The following is a 2,668-nucleotide window of genomic DNA, read 5'->3' as shown; positions in this document are numbered from 1 at the left end:
ACTACGTGCAGAACGACGCCCGGATGCGCGGCATCCGTGCCGACTACCTCGCACACGTCACACGCATGTTCGAGTTGATGGGCGGCACGCCCGAGCAGGCCAAGCGCGACGCGGCGGTGGTGCTGCAGATCGAAACCGCACTGGCCAAGCCGCAACTGACGCGCGTCCAGCAGCGCGACCCGCACCGCCTGTACAACAAGGTCGACATGCGCGGGCTGCAGCGCCTGGCGCCGCGCTTCGGCTGGGCCAACTACCTGCAGGCCATGGGGCTGGCCGACCAGCGTGTGTTCAACGTCACCGAGCCGGCCTTCGTGAAGGCGATGGACCAGCAATTGCGCACGCGGCCGCTGGGCGAGCTCAAGACCTACTTGCGTTGGCACCTGGTGCATGCCGTGGCGCCGAAACTGGCCTCGCCTTTCTTCCAGGAGAACTTCGCGTTCTTCGGCAAGGCGCTGCGCGGCATTCCCGAGCCCAGCCCGCGCTGGCGCCAATGCGTGACATTGGTCGACGGCGAATTGGGCGACGCGCTCGGCCAGGAGTTCGTGCGCCGTGCCTTCAGCCCCGAGCAGAAGAAGAAGACCGTGCACATGACCCAGCAGATCGAGGAGGCGATGGCCGCCGAGATCCAGTCGCTGGACTGGATGAGCCCGGCGACCAAGAAGAAGGCGCTCGAAAAGCTGGCCACGATCGTCAACAAGGTCGGCTACCCCGACCGCTGGCGCGATTACGGCTCGGTGCGCATCGCGCGCGACGACCTGCTGGGCAACGTGCAGCGGGCGACCGAGTTCGAGGTGCGTCGCCAACTGGCCAAGATCGGCAAGCCGGTCGATCGTGGCGAGTGGGGCATGACGCCGCCGACGGTGAACGCCTACTACAACGCGCAGATGAACGACATCAACTTCCCGGCCGGCGTGCTGCAGCCGCCGCTGTTCGACCCGAAGATGGACGACGGGCCGAACTACGGCAACACCGGCGGCACCATCGGCCACGAGTTGACGCACGGCTTCGACGACGAAGGCCGGCAGTTCGATGCGCAGGGCAACCTGAAGAACTGGTGGGCACCGAAGGACGAGAAGGCCTTCAACGAGCGCACCAAGTGCCTGACCGACCAGTACGCCCAATACACGATCGTCGACGACATCAAGATCAACAGCAAGCTGACGCTGGGCGAAGACCTGGCCGACCTGGGCGGGCTGGTGCTGGCGATGATTGCGTGGAAGACCGAGATCGCCGGCACGCCGCCGGAAGCCCAGCGCGAAGGCTTCACGCCGGTCCAGCGCTTTTTCATCGGCTTTGCCCAATGGGCGTGTGAGAGCGCGCGACCCGAAGAGCTGCGGGTCAACGCCAAGATCGAACCCCACTCGCCGGGCAAGTACCGCGTGAACGGGCTGGTGGTCAACCTGCCGGAGTTCGAGCAGGCCTTCTCCTGCAAGCCGGGCCAGCCGATGGCGCCGGTCAAGCGCTGCCGCGTCTGGTAGTGCAGGGCGGATCCAGGGCGGTGCCCTGGGTCCGTCTGGGGTTGCCTCACGCGGGGGGTGACCCGCGGTGTCCGCCGTTTCGCCGCTGACGCTGCGGCTTTACTGACCGACCGATGCTGATCATCGGCGGTCACTTCGCATCATTTCATCTCGGTCCCGCCGAACAGCCCTGGTGCTCCTTGCGTTGGCGCGGGCTGCGCCGGCGCGGCGGAGTTGAAACACTTTTCCGGGCGACCGCGAAGCGGGTGCGTGTTTTGCCGACTTGACTCCCGAGGCTGCCGCACGCCAAAGCGTGCAGTTGGCCCAGGTACATCCTTGTTACATACGGTCACTGGGGTAAACGGCGATTGCCTCCAGCCGCCGTCCGGGCGATACCGCTTTCTTAAGAGCGGCAACTCGCGATGACGGGGTCCGCAGTCGGCAAGAAATGCAAGGAGCCCGAGGGATGTGGGGTACAAGTCGTTGGGCGCGCCAGGTGGCGCATGGGATGGTTTTGGCTGCCGCGGCAGGGCTGTCTGGCGCAGCGTTGGCGGGCCAGACCTTGACGATCGGGGCGATCGTGCCGCAGAGCTGGCCGAGCGCCGCCGAGGGCGAAGAGATCATTCTGGGCATGCAGCTGGCCATCAAGACCTGGCCGGGGCAGCCCGCTCCCACGCTGGTGATCAAGGACAGCGCCTGCGACCCTCGCAAGGCCGAGACCGCCGCGCGTGAGCTGGTGGCGACCAAGGTCGACCTGGTGCTCGGCAGCTGGTGCGCGATCGGCATTGCGCCGCAGGTGGTGGCCGAAGCCGGCCTGCCGTTCGTGTCGGCCAACGCCGAGCGGCTGCCGAAGGCGCCCAACGGCGTGCTGCAACTGGGCCGGCTCGAGCTCTACATCGTCGACAAACTGGCGGCGGACCTGCGCGCCGCCACCGGCCTGCGCGTGGGTGGCCGCACCTCGTGCTGGATGAATTTTGAACCGGTGATGCGCGAGCAGTACGACGCCATGCTCTGCCCGGTCCTGGGCTTCGACAAGAAGCGCTGGGATCAGGCCGAGGCCACGTTCACGGCGGCGAACCGCCGGCCGTTCACCGCCTCGGTCGCTCGCGGCTATGCGGCGATGGAGGCAGGGCTCGAGAAGCYGCGGCGCATCCGCGCGGGCAAGTCCGCCGGCACCGATCCGATCATGACGATCTTCGGCCCGCTGCCCC

The 2,668-nt window shown here is 67.1% G+C and carries 1 protein-coding gene and 1 pseudogene; both read left to right on the top strand.

The features are described 5' to 3' along the window. Positions 1 to 1,478 (top strand): M13 family metallopeptidase (locus AC1DYI_RS32055; RefSeq protein ID WP_477208155.1); only part of this gene is annotated, 1,478 nt, incomplete at its 5' end. A gap of 487 nt (positions 1,479 to 1,965) precedes the next feature. After that, positions 1,966 to 2,668, top strand: a pseudogene (locus tag AC1DYI_RS32050) (hypothetical protein); the annotation flags it as partial.

Source organism: Ideonella sp. P3_A4, from assembly GCF_056403075.1.
This window is presented reverse-complemented; position numbering and strand designations above follow the sequence as displayed.